A 231-nucleotide genomic window follows, 5' to 3' on the forward strand; every position below is an offset into this window, starting at 1 on the left:
CCCGGCTCGGCGCGCGTTGCCTTTCGCACCTGCAACGTCCGCCCATCGTCCTGGCGAAAGGTGGCGGTAATTCGGCATTGGCCGGCGAGGGTTTTGCGCAGCGTGGTCCAGCTATCGTGGATCCCCGCACCGCGCAGGCGATGACGAATGATCTGTACGAACTGGTAAGCCAGCACGGTGATGAACAGGTGACCATCGGCCCGCTCTTCCTTGTGATGATAAACCGGACGT

The 231-nt window shown here is 61.9% G+C and carries 1 pseudogene; it reads right to left on the bottom strand.

Annotation, left to right across the window (positions count from 1 at the left end):
• A pseudogene (locus ACYQ2W_RS26925) lies at nucleotides 1-231 on the bottom strand (IS1634 family transposase); the annotation flags it as partial.

Source organism: Endothiovibrio diazotrophicus (assembly GCF_054657215.1).